Here is a 17,780-nt window from a genome sequence, read left to right as displayed (position 1 = left end):
TAATTATATTATCCAGGGAGGGTGTAATCAGGTAGACCATTTTATCACTGATGCACAAGAGTTTTTTAGCAGTAGAGAGAATAAAACATTACAAATATCGGGCACATCCAGACCACTATCTAAGATAAAAGATGATGAAGCTGTCGCTTTTGAAACAGTGGTGACAGCCCCCTCATCTGACCCAAAAGGGACATTGACTTATGTTAATTCAGATATGAATGGTAAATCATTAACTCTACCTGCAACCGCGCTGGCCTGTAATGTTTCTATGAATGACGAAGTGCTACCTCACCTACGTTCTCGCCGTGAGACTATTCCTCCTTGCATCACCTGGACATTAAATATTTTAACTGACTTTACGCTGCTATTTGGTAACAGCATAAGTACTTGGAATGCTGAAACGTTTGGCCGGGTTATATCGCGGATTGTTAATACAGGAGATACCGGTTACGCGGTATCTGATCCTATAGTTGACGAACGTTTGGTTGAAAATGTTCGAACCTTTGTCGCGGCAAATATTGATAATGTAGCACTGTTAAAGACAGCATTTGATTTTTCCCAACTCAGCTATAGCGATTATTTGCGGCACAATAAGCCAGAGTCTATCGCCCAGCCCCCACAAGCGGTGCAGTTATTACCTCAGGGGCGCTATGAGCTTACTTTGCAAGGTTTTCAATTTGTCGAGACAGTACCCAGAAGGCAACATCATGGTGAGTGGATTGAACAACCTGAGCTGCATTTTGATATTGAGGTGATAACTGGTATCACTGAAGCCACGCAAATTGCCAGACAAAATGTTCTTCCAGTGGTGGAGGATTGGCGCAAGCTGTATCGCCAGGCCTGGCAGTCTTTAAATATTGCATCAACGGCTGCAACGGCAGCTACAGCCGAAGCTGCTGAAACTACAAGTAATCCTAATATGCATCAGGGAATGAACGATGTTATTTCTGCTGCCAGCTTGGTGAGCGATGTTGCCCAAAGTTGGCTAAGAACACCACGTGAGGATTATATTTATGTAATTGTGCGTTTATCTGGCGAGATAATCAGTATAGCGATGGCAGTAGATATTAATGAATATGATGTGGGCATTGCAGGTTCGTTAACCCGCCCAGCCGATGTGCTGCATCCTACTGCCAATGGTGTTATTCGCGGGGCGGGTACTGCTGCTATGAGAGCACTGGCCGAGTACCTCGCCAAGAAAGGAAAACGGTCTTTGGTATCGGATGTGATTAGCCAGCCATCCGCAATTGTGAAAAAAAAGGTCGGATTTCAATATATTAATGAACTTTGAGATTGATTACGTAATTCAGATACGAGTGGGATCTCAAAAGATTTTTATGCAAAGTGTGAGTTGTACATATAAATGAGGAATAAAGATAAATATTTTTTAATGAAATGTTGTAATTCCCGTAGGCAAGCGCTGACAGCACACATATAATCGGCGGCCACTGTACAGGGTCGGCATAATTTTGTAGTAAAGGAACTGTCCGCGAGCTAAAAAGCATTTTACGAAGCGGGTTCCGAGTCCGGTCAATATTAGAAATCCAATAGAGGTTATCATGGCTTTAGAACGTACTTTCTCCATTATCAAACCCAATGCTGTTGCCAATAACGACATTGGTGCCATCTATGCGCGTTTTGAAAGTGCTGGTTTCAAAATTATTGCTGCAAAAATGCTGCACCTGAGCAAAGAACAAGCTGAAGGTTTTTACGCGGAACATAAAGGTCGCCCATTCTTCGATGGTTTAGTCGAGTTCATGACCTCTGGCCCGATCATGGTTCAGGTACTGGAAGGCGAAAATGCTGTTCAACGGCACCGCGATATCATGGGTGCAACTAACCCAGACAACGCACTGGCAGGCACTCTGCGTGCAGATTTTGCCGATAGTTTCACCGCGAATGCGGTGCACGGTTCTGATGCTGTTGAATCAGCTCAGCGTGAAATCGCTTATTTCTTCAACGAAAATGAAATTTTCTCCCGCTAATTAATTGATTTTGTGAATTAGATTGGCCTGTTTAATTAACTGAAACAATAAAGTTGCCTACGCGCCTTTCCAATCATGGAATCCATGCTTTAAAATTTGTACAATGCTGCGCCCCGGTGGAGACATCTCTGCCGGGGCGTTCTATTATTTATTCATCGCCGTTTCGAAAGCCGTACCCGGTTTAAAGCGCAGCGCCGTAAAGTGTAACAACGAGGCCACGACAACTCATGTCTGAACAATTATTAACTGCATCAATGCCAATTGATGCTGCCCCTCAGTCTGACAACGCGGTTGCAACCGCAGCATCAGCGACCAGCAAAATCAATCTGCTTGATTTAAATCGTCAGCAAATGCGCGAATTTTTTGCCGAAATGGGCGAGAAGCCTTTCCGTGCAGATCAGGTCATGAAGTGGATGTATCACTATTGCTACGATGATTTCGAGCAAATGACCGACATCAATAAAGGGTTGCGTGCCAAATTACAGCGCGTGGCTGAAATACGCGCCCCCGAAGTGGCGGAAGAACAGCGCTCAACCGATGGCACCATTAAATGGGCCATCAAAGTGGGCGATCAGCAAGTCGAAACGGTATATATCCCAGAGGGCGACCGCGCGACGTTGTGTGTCTCCTCTCAGGTCGGTTGCGCATTAGAGTGTAAATTCTGCTCAACGGCACAGCAAGGTTTTAACCGTAACCTGCGGGTATCTGAAATTATCGGTCAGGTATGGCGTGCAGCCAAAATTATCGGTTCATTAAAATCAACCGGTACCCGCCCTATCACCAACGTGGTGATGATGGGTATGGGGGAACCCCTGCTGAACTTGAATAACGTGGTACCTGCCATGGATATCATGATGGATGATTTTGGTTTCGGCTTATCCAAACGTCGTGTGACATTGTCGACTTCCGGTGTGGTGCCTGCGCTGGATAAACTGGGCGATATGATTGATGTTGCCTTAGCAATTTCATTACATGCCCCTACCGATGATATTCGCGATGAAATCGTGCCTATCAACCGTAAATACAATATTGAAACCTTCCTGGCCGCCGTTCGTCGTTATTTGGCGAAATCGAATGCCAATGGTGGGCGGGTTACGGTTGAATACGTTATGCTGGATCACATCAATGACAGCACGGAGCAAGCCCATCAGTTGGCGGAATGTTTAAAAGATACTCCGTGTAAGATTAACTTGATCCCATGGAACCCGTTCCCAGGGGCACCTTATGGCCGTAGTTCAAATAGCCGGGTGGATCGTTTCTCTAAGGTATTGATGGAATACGGATTTACCACTATCGTCCGCAAGACCCGTGGTGATGATATCGATGCGGCATGTGGTCAATTGGCCGGTGAGGTGATCGACCGCACCAAGCGTACCTTGAAAAAGAAAATGGCGGGTGAACCTATCGCCATTAAAACAGTCTGATTTTGAATGCTGACTGTTTGAGTGTAACTACCTGTTATTCAACTTATAATTTGTTTGGTAATCAATGCTAAAAAGGTTATTCAAATGTCAGTAATGGGAATAATATAAGTGCCTGAACCAGGTAGGTGAGAGCGACTCCTTACATATCTGTAGCTTGAAATAGCGGGTTTCTTCATACATAAGGACAATTGAGCAAGCATGAAGCTGACAAGACTGTGGAGAGTGTTCCTGATAGCGACTGTATTGGCTGGCTGTTCTGGTTCATCGCCGGAAAAAGTGAGTCAACCCGCTGCTGGGCAGACACGTTTACAACTGGGTTTAGAATATCTGGCGCAAGGTGATCTTAATGCTGCGCGACAGAATCTTGAGAAAGCTGTAGCCGCAGACCCACAGGATTATCGCGCTCAATTAGGTATGGCTTTTTATGAGCAACGCATCGGTGAAAATGAGGCGGCAGAGCAGCGTTATCAGCTAGCGATGAAACTGGCACCGGGAAATGGCACTGTACTGAATAATTACGGTGCGTTTCTGTGTAGTTTAGGGCAGTATGTACCGGCCCAACAACAGTTTAGTGCAGCGGTGCTGTCGCCTGATTACGGTCAGGTTGCGGATAGCCTGGAAAACGCAGGATATTGCTTTTTACGGGCTAATCAAAATGAACAGGCTCGGGTACTCCTGAGTCGGGCATTGAAGTATGATCCGGATAAAGGTGAGCCGTTGCTTGCCGAAGCTCAAAGGCATTTTGGAGAAGGGAATCGCGCTCAGGCGCAACTATTACTGGATGTTTATCAACATGTACTTCCAGCCAGTGCTGAAAGTTTATGGTTACAAATTCGTTTCGCCGCGCTAGCAGGCCGTCAAGATAGTGTTCAACGCTATGGCAAGCAGCTTGCGCGAAGTTTTCCACAATCCAAACAGTACCAGCATTTTCTAGCTAATGAATACTGAAGCCTCCCAAGATCAAACTGTTCCAGAGACGACAGGTGTGCGCCTGCGTCAGGCCCGTGAAGCGCTCGGGCTCACTCAGCAGATGGTTGCAGAACGTCTGTGTCTAAAAGTATCCACAATCCGTGATATTGAGGAGGATAAAGCACAAGCTAATCTCGCCTCGACATTCCACCGTGGTTACATTCGTTCTTACGCTAAATTGGTTCACCTTCCCGAAGATGAACTGTTGCCTATGTTGGCAAAACAAGCGCCGATCAGAGCGGCAAAAGTTGCCCCGATGCAAAGTTTTTCATTGGGCAAAAAGCATAAAAAACGTGATGGCTGGTTGATGAGTTTCACCTGGCTTATTGTGTTGGTTGTGCTCGGTCTGACGGGGGCATGGTGGTGGCAAAATCATCAGGCGCAGCAAGCAGAAATAGTCACTATGGCTGATCAGTCTTCTGCTCAACTGTCGCAAAATGGCGGGCAATCTGTGCCGCTATCTGATGATAATAGCGATCCTGCGGCCCCGGTGGATGCTCAAGCTCCGGTCGCAAATAGCCAGCCTTCGACGCCAACAGAAAATGGTACTGCAACTGCTAATAGTAGTGCAGCACCAGTAGATACGGCTAACAGCGGTGTCAGCACCACAGCACCTCAAGGAACAACTTCAGCGGAGTCTGCGGTTGTTTCACCAAGTCAGGCACCTTTGCCTAATGTTTCTACCGCGCAACCATTACCTACAGCAGATGCTGGCGTGGCTAGTGCTGCATCATCTGCCGATTCATTGGTTATGAATTTCACTGCTGACTGCTGGTTACAGGTTGTCGATGCGAGCGGGAAAACATTATTCAGTGGTATCCAAAAAGGGGGCGCGACTCTCAATCTCTCAGGGAAAGCTCCCTATAAACTGACCATTGGTGCTCCAGGTGCATTAACGATTACGTATCAGGGTAACCCAGTAGATTTGAGTAAGTTTATTAAGGCTAATCGCGTAGCCCGCCTGACTGTCGGTGTAGAGTAATATTGTGTTTTTGACAAACAACTCTGTGGTTCTGACCAACTGCCATTGTCTTGTGAAAGATAATGGTTTTCAAAGACCACTGCGTTGCGAAAACTACACGACTGTAAAGGAGAGTGTGTAATGCATAATGAATCCCCTATTATCCGCCGTAAATCGACCCGGATTTACGTCGGAAAAGTACCTATTGGCGATGGTGCGCCGATTGCAGTGCAATCGATGACCAATACCAAGACCACTGATGTTGATGCGACTGTTGCTCAAATTAAGGCACTGGAACGTGTTGGCGTAGATATCGTGCGAGTTTCAGTACCGACCATGGATGCGGCTGAAGCATTTAAGTTAATCAAGCAGCAGTCAAATGTTCCGTTGGTTGCCGATATCCATTTCGATTACCGTATTGCGCTAAAAGTTGCGGAGTACGGTGTTGATTGCCTGCGAATTAACCCTGGAAACATCGGCTCAGAAGAACGTATTCGTTCCGTGGTTGATTGTGCTCGTCACCACAATATCCCTATTCGAATTGGTATCAATGGTGGATCGCTGGAAAAAGATATACAGGAAAAGTATGGCGAACCCACGCCGGAAGCCCTGCTTGAATCCGCGATGCGCCATGTCGATATCCTTGATCGTCTCAATTTTGATCAGTTTAAAGTCAGCGTTAAAGCCTCCGATGTTTTTCTGGCTGTAAACTCCTACCGCCTGTTAGCCAAGCAAATTAATAATCCTTTGCACCTAGGGATAACTGAAGCCGGTGGCGCGCGAAGTGGCTCTGTGAAATCGGCTATTGGTTTGGGTCTTTTGTTGTCAGAAGGTATTGGCGATACTTTACGTATCTCGTTGGCTGCGGATCCGGTAGAAGAAGTCAAAGTCGGCTTTGATATCCTTAAATCGCTGCGGATCCGTTCTCGCGGGATCAACTTCATTGCCTGCCCAACCTGTTCCCGCCAAGAGTTTGATGTTATTGGTACCGTCAATGCGTTGGAACAGCGGTTAGAAGATCTGATTACCCCAATGGATGTCTCTATCATTGGTTGCGTGGTGAATGGGCCGGGCGAGGCATTGGTCTCGACTATCGGCGTAACCGGTGCTCGTAACCACAGTGGTTTTTACGAAGATGGTGTTCGTCAGAGAGAACGTTTTGATAACGAGAAGATGATTGACCAGTTGGAAGCGAAGATTCGTGCCAAAGCATCGATGCTCGATGCAAATAATCGAATAGTTATCAATATGTTGGAAGAAAAATAAATAGCACGTTCATTTGTTGTCGTTGAATACAAAAAAAGCGGGCATGGCCCGCTTTATATTGAGCCTGTAGAGGTAACAAATTGTCGCCATTGAATATGTGGGTGGCAAACCTCTATAATCGGCTTTATTTATTGCACCATACCTAACGTCGTTGACGTTGCTGCCGACATCGCTGCAACATCAAGTAAACGGGTATAAAACTACAGAGAACAGACGTGGCAAAGAACATTCAAGCCATCCGTGGTATGAACGACTACCTGCCAGCCGATACGGCAATATGGCAGCGTATTGAAAGCATTTTAAAACAAGTGCTGGCAGGCTACGGCTACAGCGAAATTCGTATGCCGATTGTAGAGCAGACCCCGTTATTCAAACGCGCTATCGGTGAAGTCACCGACGTGGTTGAGAAAGAGATGTATACCTTTGACGATCGCAATGGCGAAAGTCTGACATTGCGCCCAGAAGGTACCGCAGGGTGCGTGCGCGCAGGTATTGAACATGGTCTGCTGTACAATCAGGAACAGCGTCTGTGGTACATCGGCCCGATGTTTCGCTATGAGCGTCCACAGAAGGGGCGTTACCGTCAATTCCACCAACTGGGTGCGGAAGTTTTCGGTCTACAGGGGCCTGATATTGATGCAGAATTGATTCTTCTGACAGCCCGTTGGTGGCGTGCGTTGGGGATTTCAGAGCATGTGCAGCTTGAATTGAACTCCATTGGATCATTGGCTGCGCGCGCTGATTACCGTGAAGCTCTGGTGGCTTTCCTTGAACAACATGTTGATGTGTTGGACGAAGATTGTAAGCGCCGCATGTACAGCAACCCATTACGTGTGTTGGATTCCAAGAACCCAGATGTTCAGTCGCTGCTTAATGATGCACCTAAGCTGTCTGACTATCTGGATGATGAATCAAAACAACATTTTGCCGGTTTGTGTGAACTTTTAGATCAGGCTGGCATCCCATATACCGTCAATGAGCGTTTAGTTCGTGGTTTGGATTATTACAACCGTACGGTATTTGAGTGGGTGACCAACAGTTTAGGTGCGCAGGGTACAGTCTGTGCCGGTGGGCGTTATGACGGTTTGGTTGAACAACTAGGTGGTCGTGCAACACCGGCTGTTGGCTTTGCGATGGGGCTTGAGCGTTTAGTTCTGCTTGTGCAAGCTGTCAACCCGGAGTTCAAAGTACCTTCGACCATTGATGTGTATCTCATCTCATCGGGTGAGGGGACGCAGAGTGCTGCGATGCAGTTGGCTGAACGTGTGCGTGATGTTATGCCAACACTGAAATTAATGACCAATTACGGCGGCGGTAATTTCAAAAAGCAAATTACCCGTGCTGATAAGTGGGGGGCGCGCGTAGCATTAATACTTGGCGAAAGCGAAGTGGCGGCACAGCAAGTGGTCGTAAAAGATTTACGGAATGGTGAACAAGAAACGCTGGCGCAAGCGGATGTTGCTGCGCGTCTGGCTTTGATGTTGGGTTAAGGAGAGAGACACCGTGGAAGTCTATACCACTGAAAATGACCAGGTTGATGCAGTGCGCCGTTTCTTTAGTGAGAATGGTAAAGCGCTGGCCGTGGGTGTGGTGCTCGGGATTGGTGCATTAGTGGGTTGGCGTTACTGGCAGAGTCATCAAAACACTGTCTTGACGGAAGCCTCCTCTGCCTATCAGCAAGCCAGTGATGCTTTGTCAGCCAACAGTGCTGATGGTGTTGCTATTGCTGAAAAATTTGTTCAGGGCAATAAAAATAACTACGGCGTACTTGCCGGGTTAGAGCTGGCTCACCATTTTGTTGAGCAAAACGAATTTGATAAAGCGGCACAGCAACTTACCCAAGCATTGGGCCAGACAAAAGATGAAAACCTGCTGTCGTTGATTAATCTGCGCCTTGCTCGTTTGCAACTGCAATTGAAAAAACCAGATGAAGCATTGAAAACATTGGATGCAGTGCAAGGCGACGGCTGGACTGCGATGGCACAAGATGTTCGTGGCGATGCATTATTAAGCAAAGGTGACACCGCAGGTGCGCGAGCAGCTTACAGTAAAGGCGTCGAATCAAATGCTTCTCAGGCGCTGCAAGCATTGTTGCGCATGAAATTGAATAATTTGTCCAGCTAAGGGGTATTCCCATGCAATTGCGTAAAACACTCTTAGTAGGACTGGTATCTGTCGCCCTATTGAGTGGTTGTTCACTGTTTAACAGTGAAGAAGATGTGGTTACCATGTCGCCACTGCCAAAAGTTGAGAATCAATTCACGCCGACAAAAGTGTGGAGCACTTCTGTGGGGAGTGGTGTCGGTGATTATTACTCTCATCTGCGTCCAGCCTGGCAGGGGACTTCTGTCTTTGCCGCGGATCGTAAAGGTCTGGTGAAAGCCATGGAAGCCGATACGGGTAAGCAGATTTGGCAAACCGACTTGTCTGAGAAAACCAATTTCCTCTCCAGCAACCGTTCTGCAATGTTATCGGGTGGCGTAACCGCTTCCGGCGCTCATGTGTATGTCGGTAGTGAAAAAGCAGTGGTTTATGCATTGAACTCTGACGATGGACAGGTGGCCTGGCAGACGGTAGTCGCTGGCGAAGCCTTATCCCGCCCTGTTGTCAGTGATGGCGTAGTGCTGATTCACACCTCAAACGGTATGTTGCAAGCACTGAATGAATCTGACGGTGCCATTAAGTGGACACTGAATCTGGATACACCAGCCTTGTCTCTACGCGGTGAATCCGCGCCAACAGTTGCATTTGGTGCTGCACTTGTCGGTGGTGACAATGGCCGCGTGAGTGCAGTGATGCTGGAGCAAGGTCAGTTGATTTGGCAACAGCGTATTTCCCAAGTGACTGGGACTACTGAAATTGACCGCCTGAATGATGTTGATACCACACCCGTCGTTGTCGATGGTGTTGTTTATGCTTTGGCATACAACGGCAACCTGACTGCACTGGATCTGCGCTCTGGTCAGATTCTGTGGAAGCGTGAGATGGGGTCAGTCAACGACATCATTGTTGACGGTGGCAATATTTATCTGGTCGATCAGAATGACCGCATAGTTGCGTTGAAAGCCGATGGTGGCGTAACTCTTTGGAGTCAAAGCGATTTATTACATCGTAACTTGACGGCTCCGGTGATGTATAATGGCTATCTGGTTGTAGGTGATGCTGAAGGTTATCTGCACTGGGTGAATACCACTGATGGTCGTTTTGTTGCTCAGCAGAGCGTAGACAGCTCCGGTTTCCTGAGTGCGCCTGTGGTTGCCAGTGATAAGTTGCTGGTGCAGGCAAAAGGCGGCACGGTATACGCGTTCACCCGTTAATCCTGATTTAGAGCCTGTCTGACAGGCTAATACCCAAGCCACTGGCGTTGCAGTAAGTAACACCGCTGCAACTTCAAGGAGGAAGGGTTCAAAGCGGCTCCTGATATTCAGGGGCCGTTTGTCTTCTAAAAACTGCGCTGTTGAACGTTCGGTACAGTGCTGTAACGCTTTGAAAATTAAGTAATGAGGCTCCAACAATGATACCTGTCATCGCGCTGGTCGGGCGCCCGAATGTGGGTAAATCCACTTTATTTAACCGCTTAACGCACACCCGTGATGCGTTAGTCGCGGATTTTCCCGGGCTAACGCGTGACCGTAAATATGGTCGTGCCGAGGTCGAGGGTCATGAGTTTATTGTTATCGATACCGGAGGTATTGATGGCACAGAAGATGGTGTAGAAACCAAGATGGCTGGTCAATCGTTACTGGCGATTGAAGAAGCGGATATCGTGCTGTTTATGGTCGATGCGCGCGCAGGGCTGATGCCTGCGGATCAGGGCATTGCCCAGCATCTGCGTAGTCGCGAAAAAGCCACTTTCCTGGTTGCCAACAAAACTGACGGTATTGATCCAGATACCGCTACAGCTGATTTCTATTCATTAGGCTTGGGTGAAGTTCATGCGATTGCAGCTTCCCATGGCCGTGGTGTGACTCAGCTAATTGAAGATGTCATGGCGCCTTACATGGACGCCGAAGAACCAGAAGCTGAGCTGACCGACGAAGAAGCTAACGCGGCTTATTGGGCTGCACAAGAAGCTGACGAAGATGAAATTCCAGAAGATGAAGAGGATGATTTTGATCCACTGAGTCTGCCAATCAAATTGGCTATCGTCGGGCGTCCTAACGTAGGTAAGTCCACACTAACTAACCGTATCCTCGGTGAAGACCGTGTGGTGGTTTATGATATGCCGGGCACCACGCGTGACAGCATTTATATTCCAATGACCCGTGATGAACGCGAATATATTCTGATTGATACCGCTGGTGTGCGTAAACGCGGTAAGATCACTGAAGCGGTTGAAAAATTCTCGGTTATTAAAACCTTGCAGGCAATTGAAGATTCCAACGTTGTGTTGTTGGTTATTGACGCCCGTGATGGTATTTCAGATCAGGATTTGTCTCTGTTAGGCTTCATTCTCAATAGTGGGCGCTCACTTGTTATTGCGGTCAATAAATGGGATGGCATGTCAGAAGAAGCCCGTGCTCAGGTTAAAGATATGCTAGACCTGCGCCTTGGCTTTGTCGATTTTGCCCGTATCCACTTTATCTCTGCACTGCATGGTAGCGGCGTCGGTAACCTGTTTGAATCCATTCAGGAAGCGTATGATTGTTCAACTAAGCGAGTGGGCACTTCCTTACTGACTCGCATTATGCAAATGGCAGAAGAAGATCATCAGCCTCCGTTAGTTCGTGGTCGTCGTGTGAAGCTGAAATATGCTCACGCCGGTGGTTATAACCCGCCGATCGTGGTTATTCACGGCAACCAGGTTACTGATCTGTCGGATTCTTATAAACGTTACTTGATGAATTACTTCCGTCGTTCATTAAAAGTTATGGGTACACCTATTCGTATCCAGTTTAAAGAGGGCGAGAACCCGTTTGCGGGTAAGCGCAATACTCTGACGCCAAATCAGATGCGCAAACGTAAACGTTTAATGTCGCACTTGAAAAAAAGTAAGTAATATCAGCAAAGCGCGGGCATTCCGCGCTTTTTGCATTTTTGGCATGTGATTTATTACCAAACAGCTTTAACCATCCACATATTGGGTCACTAAACGGTAAAAAAGGAGTTGAACATCAGCCATGTCTTGGGAAACCTGGAGTTTTGCATTTAGTGTCACAGTGCCCAACTTATTGATGATGTTACTCGGCGTGTTATTACGACGCTGTGGCCTGATGGATGATCGGTTCTGCGATGGTGCGACCCGCGTGGTGTTTAATCTGGCACTACCTTGCTTACTATTTTTCAGTGTTGCCAGCAATCACGTCAGCTTACTGGATAACTTGCCCTTGGTTATCTACGGTGCTGTCGGTACTTTGCTGACATTCCTGCTGCTTGAGATTGCCGCCAAGTGGTTGGTAAAAGACCCAAGAGAGCGTGGTGTGTTTGTGCAGGGCGGTTTCAGAGCCAATACCGCGATTGTTGGTTTGGCGTTTGCTATGACAGCCTATGGCGATGAAGGGGTTGCGCTGGGGTCGATGTATCTGACGGTAACGGTAATACTTTTTAATATGCTGTCAGTGATAACCCTGACCCGCAGCTTACAGAGTGGGCAGGGCGGTAAAATCAGCAAAGTGGCACTGCTGCGCAGTATTGTGACTAACCCATTGATTATCGGTCTGGTATGCGGTTTAGCCTATGCTCAAACCCAGTTGCCTATTCCCCTGGTGATTGTCCAGACTGGTAGCTATATCTCAGCATTGGCACTGCCATTGGCATTACTCTGCACCGGTGCGAGTCTTGATTGGCATGCGATGTTCCGCTCTTCTAATGTTGCAGCATTATCCTCGGTGGCAAAACTATTCATCGTGCCGATATTGATGACTTTGGGCGGCTTGCTGATGGGGTTCCGTGGTGCAACCTTAGGTATTATTTTTCTATTCTCCGCGACACCAACTGCCGCAGGTAGCTATGTCATGACCCGCGCGATGGGAGGAAATGCTACGCTGGCCGCAAATATCATCGCAATCACTACTGTCGGTTCATTTTTCACTACCGCGCTGGGGATTTACTTTTTACGTGCGCTGGGTGTGATGTAGTTTTCATTAACAGGGGAGAGTATTTATGGATGCGCTATGTCCGGTTTGTCAGCAAACAATGACTGAAGTGAGTGGCCACTTTCATTGCTCTAACTGCCATGGCAACTATCAGCAACAGGCTGATTGCCCTGATTGTGCCAAACCATTGCAAGTGTTGAAAGCGTGTGGGGCTGTTGATTATTTTTGCCAGCATGGGCACGGGCTGATTTCAAAAAGCCGCGTTCGTTTTAGTTATCTGCCGATGGCCTAATACCAATCGGCAGATCTATTGATAGTGGCAATGATAACGGCGCTTAGTTAGCGGCTTTACGTTGGCGGGGCTTTTTGGCCACCTTGATTTGAGTGATTTCACTTTCCACCCAGCCATCTTGCAGTCGGGTGGTTAGCTTGTCGCCAGTATGCACTTGTTTCGTGGTTTTGAGTAAGCTGCCCTCGGGGGTCTGCGTGACGCTGTAGCCGCGGGCTAGTGTCGCCAATGGGCTGACCGCCTCCAATTGTGAGCAGGCGATGCCAAAACGTTGACGATAGCCATTCAACTGGCGCTCTAATGCCTGGCGCAAGCGGTACTCTTGCTGTTGTACCCGCTGATTATAACGGTGGATCTGCCCTTGCGGTTGAGCTTGAACCAGCCGTTGTTGCAGCCGTTCAGTGCGTCGACCTAACAGGCGAATTTGGTTTTGCGCGCTATCTTCCAGCCGGCGTTGTAACTTCAACAGCAGTGTTTGCTGACGAGCCAATCGCAAATGTGGATGCTGTTGTTGGAGTCGATGCTCAAGGCGGGTAAATTGCTGGCTGCGTTGCGCCAGATAATAATCCATCGCCATTTCCATGCGCTGCTGCTGCCCCTGAATTTGCCTGACCAACTCTATCTGGTTGCGGCTGACCAGCTCGGCGGCGGCTGAAGGGGTTGGGGCGCGCAAATCTGCAACGAAATCTGCGATAGTGACATCAGTCTCATGGCCGACCGCACTGACAATGGGAATTCGGCTATTAAAAATAGCGCGGGCAACCCGTTCGTCATTGAAACTCCACAAGTCTTCCAGGGAACCACCACCTCGCCCGACAATCAATACATCACATTCACCCCGCAGATTGGCCAGTTGAATGGCTCGGACTATCTGCATCGGTGCATCAGCGCCTTGTACTGCGGTCGGGTAAATAATAACCGGTAGCGAAGGATCGCGACGTTGCAAAACTTGCAAAACATCGTGCAGCGCGGCACCGCTGGATGAGGTTATCACCCCCACCTGTTTGGCTGGGCTGGGTAGGGCTTGTTTGTGGTTTTGGTCGAAAAGTCCTTCAGCGGCCAGTTGCTGTTTAAGTTGCTCAAATTGCTGTTGCAGCAATCCGTCGCCAGCAGGTTGCATGCTTTCGGCAATTAACTGGTAGTCACCACGCGGTTCATACAGGGTAATTGATGCTCTGACCAACACTTGTTGACCATTTTGTGGGCGAAAAGTGGTACGGCGATTGGTGTTACGAAACATCGCGCAGCGCACCTGCGCCCGATCGTCTTTTAAGGTGAAATACCAGTGACCCGACGAAGGCTGAGAGAAATTGGAAATCTCGGCAGTGAGCCAAATTTGGCCCATTTCCATTTCCAGCAGTTGTCGCACCGTCTGATTAAGGCGGCTGACGGTAAAAATTGATGACGCAGAAGATTGTGACATGTGACCTGGTTCAAATTTTAAAACAAGCACTTAATTGATCGATATTACCTGCCTCAAACCGCTTGGCAAGAAAAATAGTGAGAAAGTGCTGGAGGCAACCGATTACGCTCTGTATAATGCCACGGCAATATTTTATCTTTTTACATTCACCTTGGTGAGATATTGCCCATGCTACGTATCGCGAAAGAAGCTCTAACATTTGACGACGTTCTCCTGGTTCCAGCCCACTCCACAGTCTTGCCTAATACGGCAGAACTTGGTACTCAACTGACTGCAACTATCCGCCTGAATATCCCTATGCTGTCCGCAGCAATGGATACCGTAACCGAAGCTCGTCTGGCCATTGCGCTGGCACAAGAGGGCGGTTTAGGTTTCATCCACAAAAATATGTCCATTGAGCGCCAGGCTGAAGAAGTCAGCCGCGTGAAAAAACACGAAAGCGGCGTTGTGACTGAGCCACAGACTGTTACCCCTACCACTACTCTCCGTCAGGTGAAAGAACTGACCGCCCGTAACGGTTTCGCCGGTTATCCGGTAGTGACCGAAGATTATGAGCTGGTTGGGATCATTACCGGCCGTGATGTTCGCTTTGTGACTGATCTGGACCAACCCGTGACTGCGGTGATGACACCGAAAGAGCGTTTGGTGACGGTCAAAGAAGGCGAAGCCCGCGAAGTTGTGCTGCAAAAAATGCATGAAAAACGTGTTGAGAAAGCTTTAGTCGTTGACGATAGCTTCCATCTGCGCGGCATGATTACCGTGAAAGATTTCCAAAAAGCAGAACGCAAGCCAAACGCCTGTAAAGACGAGCATGGCCGCCTGCGTGTTGGTGCTGCTGTCGGTGCCGGTGCGGGTAATGAAGAGCGTATTGATGCTCTGGTCGCCGCTGGTGTTGATGTTTTACTTATTGACTCATCTCATGGTCATTCCGAAGGCGTTTTACAGCGCATTCGCGAAACGCGCGCCAAATACCCTAACCTGCAAATCGTTGGTGGTAACGTCGCAACAGGTGCAGGGGCTAAAGCCTTGGCTGATGCCGGTGTGAGCGCAGTTAAAGTGGGTATCGGCCCTGGTTCAATCTGTACCACTCGTATTGTGACCGGTGTTGGTGTGCCGCAGATTACTGCGATTGCCGATGCGGTCGAAGCGCTGGAAGGTACCGGTATTCCGGTAATTGCCGATGGTGGTATTCGTTTCTCTGGCGATATTGCTAAAGCCATTGCGGCGGGTGCTTCATGTGTCATGGTCGGTTCTATGCTGGCAGGGACTGAAGAGTCTCCGGGCGAAATCGAACTGTATCAAGGCCGTTCATTCAAATCTTACCGCGGTATGGGGTCACTGGGCGCGATGTCCAAAGGCTCTTCAGATCGCTACTTCCAAACCGATAATGCTGCCGATAAATTGGTACCGGAAGGTATTGAAGGGCGTGTGGCATACAAAGGTCTGCTGAAAGAGATTGTGCATCAACAAATGGGGGGCCTGCGTTCATGTATGGGGCTGACCGGCTGCGGCACTATCAATGAATTGCGCACCAAAGCTGAATTTGTCCGTATTAGTGGTGCTGGTATTCAAGAGAGCCATGTTCACGATGTGACTATCACTAAAGAGTCACCAAACTACCGCATGGGCTAATAACAAGTTAATTAGTCATCTGGTGCTAGCCATCAGATGACTATTTTTTATTTTAATATGTGGAATACGCCGCACATGACAAAAAATATCCATAAACATCGCATCCTTATCCTTGATTTCGGCTCGCAATACACTCAACTGGTGGCGCGCCGTGTTCGTGAGATTGGTGTCTATTGTGAACTCTGGGCGTGGGACGTGACCGAAGCCCAGATCCGCGAATTTAATCCAAGTGGCATCATTCTTTCCGGCGGCCCTGAAAGCACCACTGAAAACGACAGCCCACGAGCGCCTGATTATGTGTTTACTGCCGGGGTTCCTGTGTTGGGTGTGTGCTATGGCATGCAAACCATGGCAATGCAGTTGGGTGGTAAAGTAGAAAGTTCAAACCAGCGCGAATTTGGTTATGCGCAGGTTGAAATCAAAACTGACAGCGCACTTATTCGTGATATCAAAGATGCCATCAATCCAGCCGGTGAAGCGGTGTTGGATGTTTGGATGAGCCATGGCGACAAAGTTACCGCGATCCCGTCTGACTTTGTGACTGTAGCCAGCACTGATACCTGCCCGTTTGCCATTATGGCTAACGAAGAAAAACGTTTTTACGGCGTGCAGTTCCACCCTGAAGTGACACACACCAAGCAAGGCCAACGTCTGCTGGAGCGCTTTGTTCTGGATATCTGTGCCTGTGAAGCGCTGTGGACTCCTGCCACCATTATTGAAGATGCTATCGTGCGTCTGCGCGAGCAAATCGGTGAAGACCATGTGATTCTTGGTCTGTCCGGTGGTGTTGACTCATCCGTGACCGCCATGCTGCTGCATCGTGCCATTGGTAAACGCCTGACTTGTGTATTTGTTGATAACGGCCTGCTGCGTTTGAACGAAGCAGATCAGGTGTTGGAAATGTTTGGCGATAAATTTGGCCTGAACATTGTTCATGTGGCTGCAGAAGATCGTTTCCTGGCGGCACTGGCTGGTGTTGATGAACCAGAAGCCAAACGTAAAATCATTGGTCGCGTGTTTGTTGAGTTATTCGACGAAGAAGCCTGTAAACAAGAACAGGTTAAATGGCTGGCGCAGGGCACTATCTACCCAGACGTGATTGAATCCGCAGCATCTGCCACCGGCAAAGCGCATGTGATTAAATCACATCACAATGTGGGCGGCTTGCCGAAAGAGATGAAACTGGGCTTAGTTGAACCGCTGAAAGAGCTGTTTAAAGACGAAGTGCGTAAAATCGGCCTCGAACTGGGCTTGCCATACGACATGCTATATCGTCATCCATTCCCAGGCCCAGGTTTGGGTGTGCGCGTTCTCGGCGAAGTGAAAAAAGAATATTGTGATTTACTGCGCCGCGCGGATGCTATCTTTATCGAAGAGCTGCATAAAGCAGATCTATACAATAAAGTCAGCCAGGCCTTTACCGTGTTCCTGCCAGTTCGTTCCGTCGGCGTGATGGGTGATGGCCGTAAATATGACTGGGTTGTTTCGCTGCGTGCAGTTGAAACCATCGATTTCATGACAGCACATTGGGCGCATTTACCATACGATTTCCTGGGCCGTGTTTCAAATCGCATCATTAATGAAGTCAATGGCATTTCTCGTGTGGTTTACGATATCAGCGGTAAGCCACCAGCAACAATTGAGTGGGAATAAATATCTTAGTCAGTTAATAAGATATTCCTCTTGATAGATATAAAGCCTCCAATTTTTTGGAGGCTTTTTTTTATTTGTTGATGAATAAAAAATAAACACAATTTCATCTGAATATTCTTTTAAATAAACATACAGTATGTGAA

The 17,780-nt window shown here is 48.1% G+C and carries 15 protein-coding genes; 14 read left to right on the top strand and 1 reads right to left on the bottom strand.

What is annotated here, in order from left to right; all coding sequences use genetic code 11:
* From HU019_RS18940 to HU019_RS18885, 12 genes are all read left to right on the top strand, one after another.
* Nucleotides 1–1,291: Rossmann-fold NAD(P)-binding domain-containing protein (locus HU019_RS18940; protein ID WP_174850515.1), on the top strand; the 1,291-nt coding region annotated here is incomplete at its 5' end.
* A 268-nt stretch (nt 1,292–1,559) separates the two neighbouring features.
* A complete protein-coding gene (gene ndk / locus HU019_RS18935) occupies nt 1,560–1,985 on the top strand; it encodes a nucleoside-diphosphate kinase (RefSeq protein ID WP_174848536.1) in 426 nt (141 codons plus the stop codon).
* A 254-nt stretch (nt 1,986–2,239) separates the two neighbouring features.
* Nucleotides 2,240–3,409, top strand: coding sequence for a dual-specificity RNA methyltransferase RlmN (rlmN, locus tag HU019_RS18930; protein ID WP_227719493.1), 1,170 nt, complete (start codon nt 2,240–2,242; stop codon nt 3,407–3,409).
* 198 nt (nt 3,410–3,607) lie between these two features.
* Nucleotides 3,608–4,357, top strand: coding sequence for a type IV pilus biogenesis/stability protein PilW (gene pilW / locus HU019_RS18925; protein ID WP_174848537.1), 750 nt, complete (start codon nt 3,608–3,610; stop codon nt 4,355–4,357).
* Complete coding sequence (rodZ, locus tag HU019_RS18920) at nt 4,347–5,360, top strand: cytoskeleton protein RodZ (RefSeq protein WP_174848538.1); 1,014 nt, start codon at nt 4,347–4,349, stop codon at nt 5,358–5,360. Before pilW ends, rodZ begins: the two co-directional genes overlap by 11 nt.
* Before the next feature lie 120 nt (nt 5,361–5,480).
* Nucleotides 5,481–6,605, top strand: coding sequence for a flavodoxin-dependent (E)-4-hydroxy-3-methylbut-2-enyl-diphosphate synthase (gene ispG / locus HU019_RS18915; protein WP_019081819.1), 1,125 nt, complete (start codon nt 5,481–5,483; stop codon nt 6,603–6,605).
* A gap of 215 nt (nt 6,606–6,820) precedes the next feature.
* The gene (gene hisS, locus HU019_RS18910) at nt 6,821–8,095 is read left to right on the top strand and encodes a histidine--tRNA ligase (protein WP_174848539.1); all 1,275 of its coding nucleotides are present in this window, start codon (nt 6,821–6,823) and stop codon (nt 8,093–8,095) included.
* A gap of 13 nt (nt 8,096–8,108) precedes the next feature.
* Complete coding sequence (locus HU019_RS18905) at nt 8,109–8,729, top strand: YfgM family protein (protein WP_174848540.1); 621 nt, start codon at nt 8,109–8,111, stop codon at nt 8,727–8,729.
* A gap of 11 nt (nt 8,730–8,740) precedes the next feature.
* Nucleotides 8,741–9,922, top strand: coding sequence for an outer membrane protein assembly factor BamB (bamB, locus tag HU019_RS18900; RefSeq protein WP_174848541.1), 1,182 nt, complete (start codon nt 8,741–8,743; stop codon nt 9,920–9,922).
* A gap of 197 nt (nt 9,923–10,119) precedes the next feature.
* Entirely contained in the window at nt 10,120–11,604 is a 1,485-nt protein-coding gene (gene der / locus HU019_RS18895) for a ribosome biogenesis GTPase Der (RefSeq protein WP_050162378.1), read from the top strand.
* Nucleotides 11,605–11,725: 121 nt separating this feature from the next.
* Nucleotides 11,726–12,682 (top strand): AEC family transporter, encoded by a 957-nt coding sequence (locus HU019_RS18890; protein ID WP_174848542.1) that lies wholly within the window; start codon nt 11,726–11,728, stop codon nt 12,680–12,682.
* 25 nt (nt 12,683–12,707) lie between these two features.
* Nucleotides 12,708–12,932, top strand: a complete 225-nt coding sequence (locus HU019_RS18885) for a zinc ribbon domain-containing protein (RefSeq protein ID WP_174848543.1) — start codon at nt 12,708–12,710, stop codon at nt 12,930–12,932.
* 43 nt (nt 12,933–12,975) lie between these two features.
* Here HU019_RS18885 and xseA read toward each other — a convergent pair whose 3' ends face one another.
* Entirely contained in the window at nt 12,976–14,352 is a 1,377-nt protein-coding gene (gene xseA, locus HU019_RS18880) for an exodeoxyribonuclease VII large subunit (RefSeq protein ID WP_174848544.1), read from the bottom strand.
* A 168-nt stretch (nt 14,353–14,520) separates the two neighbouring features.
* Between xseA and guaB the strand changes: the two genes are divergently transcribed.
* Nucleotides 14,521–15,984, top strand: coding sequence for an IMP dehydrogenase (gene guaB / locus HU019_RS18875; RefSeq protein ID WP_005172545.1), 1,464 nt, complete (start codon nt 14,521–14,523; stop codon nt 15,982–15,984).
* Between the two features lie 75 nt (nt 15,985–16,059).
* Nucleotides 16,060–17,637: a glutamine-hydrolyzing GMP synthase gene (gene guaA / locus HU019_RS18870; RefSeq protein WP_174848545.1), complete on the top strand. Its 1,578-nt coding sequence runs from the start codon at nt 16,060–16,062 to the stop codon at nt 17,635–17,637.
* The last annotated feature ends 143 nt before the right edge of the window (nt 17,638–17,780 follow it).

Source organism: Yersinia artesiana (assembly GCF_902726545.1).
Taxonomy (GTDB): domain Bacteria; phylum Pseudomonadota; class Gammaproteobacteria; order Enterobacterales; family Enterobacteriaceae; genus Yersinia; species Yersinia artesiana.
The sequence above is the reverse complement of the archived record's forward strand: the minus strand, read 5'-3'. Positions and strand labels throughout refer to the sequence as shown.

What these genes read in the sequence shown, in the direction of transcription:
- HU019_RS18890 (WP_174848542.1), top strand. Translation starts at nt 11,726, where the DNA reads ATGTCTTGGGAAACCTGGAGTTTTGCATTTAGTGTCACAGTGCCCAAC.
- guaB (WP_005172545.1), top strand. Translation starts at nt 14,521, where the DNA reads ATGCTACGTATCGCGAAAGAAGCTCTAACATTTGACGACGTTCTCCTG.
- der (WP_050162378.1), top strand. Translation starts at nt 10,120, where the DNA reads ATGATACCTGTCATCGCGCTGGTCGGGCGCCCGAATGTGGGTAAATCC.
- HU019_RS18885 (WP_174848543.1), top strand. Translation starts at nt 12,708, where the DNA reads ATGGATGCGCTATGTCCGGTTTGTCAGCAAACAATGACTGAAGTGAGT.
- rodZ (WP_174848538.1), top strand. Translation starts at nt 4,347, where the DNA reads ATGAATACTGAAGCCTCCCAAGATCAAACTGTTCCAGAGACGACAGGT.
- bamB (WP_174848541.1), top strand. Translation starts at nt 8,741, where the DNA reads ATGCAATTGCGTAAAACACTCTTAGTAGGACTGGTATCTGTCGCCCTA.
- ndk (WP_174848536.1), top strand. Translation starts at nt 1,560, where the DNA reads ATGGCTTTAGAACGTACTTTCTCCATTATCAAACCCAATGCTGTTGCC.
- guaA (WP_174848545.1), top strand. Translation starts at nt 16,060, where the DNA reads ATGACAAAAAATATCCATAAACATCGCATCCTTATCCTTGATTTCGGC.
- rlmN (WP_227719493.1), top strand. Translation starts at nt 2,240, where the DNA reads ATGCCAATTGATGCTGCCCCTCAGTCTGACAACGCGGTTGCAACCGCA.
- xseA (WP_174848544.1), bottom strand. Translation starts at nt 14,352, where the DNA reads ATGTCACAATCTTCTGCGTCATCAATTTTTACCGTCAGCCGCCTTAAT.
- ispG (WP_019081819.1), top strand. Translation starts at nt 5,481, where the DNA reads ATGCATAATGAATCCCCTATTATCCGCCGTAAATCGACCCGGATTTAC.
- pilW (WP_174848537.1), top strand. Translation starts at nt 3,608, where the DNA reads ATGAAGCTGACAAGACTGTGGAGAGTGTTCCTGATAGCGACTGTATTG.